2 protein-coding genes are annotated in these 487 nt (G+C 58.7%); one reads left to right on the top strand and one right to left on the bottom strand.

The annotated features are described in order from the left end of the window. On the bottom strand, positions 1–190 hold a 190-nt coding region (locus tag JF66_RS21165), incomplete at its 3' end, for a recombinase family protein (RefSeq protein ID WP_035880962.1). Positions 191–211: 21 nt separating this feature from the next. Here JF66_RS21165 and JF66_RS21160 point away from each other — a divergent pair. Further along, positions 212–487: ATP-binding cassette domain-containing protein (locus JF66_RS21160; protein WP_156110000.1), on the top strand; the 276-nt coding region annotated here is incomplete at its 3' end.

The raw sequence follows: 487 nt of genomic DNA, 5'->3' as shown, positions 1-487 counted from the left end.
CTAGGGCGCCGATGGCGTTCTCGCGCTGCTTGCCCCCGGACTTACCGTTATCCTCGAAAGTAGCGACGATCTGCCAGCCCTCGCGCTCGGCAAGTGCATAGAGGTCCGCGTTTTGGCCTTCTATGGACGTGGAAACGGCGCTCTCTCGCGAGAGGCGAACGTACAGTACGGCGCGGGGTTTCGTAGTCATACCAATAGTTTAGGAATAGAATTGGCCGAATTTATTTACTCAATGGTCCGCGCTCGAAAGGCGATCGGAGAGAAGCTGATTCTCGACGACGTCACCATGTCGTTCTTCCCCGGCGCCAAGATTGGCGTGGTGGGACCGAACGGTGCCGGAAAATCCACCATCCTCAAGATCATGGCGGGCCTCGATACCCCCAGCAACGGAGAAGCCCGGCTCTCTCCCGGATACAGCGTCGGGATCCTGATGCAGGAGCCCCAGCTCGACGAGACCAAGACCGTTCTGGAGAACGTTCAGGAAGGC

It is taken from the genome of Cryobacterium sp. MLB-32 (genome assembly GCF_000738085.1).
GTDB lineage: Bacteria > Actinomycetota > Actinomycetes > Actinomycetales > Microbacteriaceae > Cryobacterium.
This window is presented reverse-complemented; position numbering and strand designations above follow the sequence as displayed.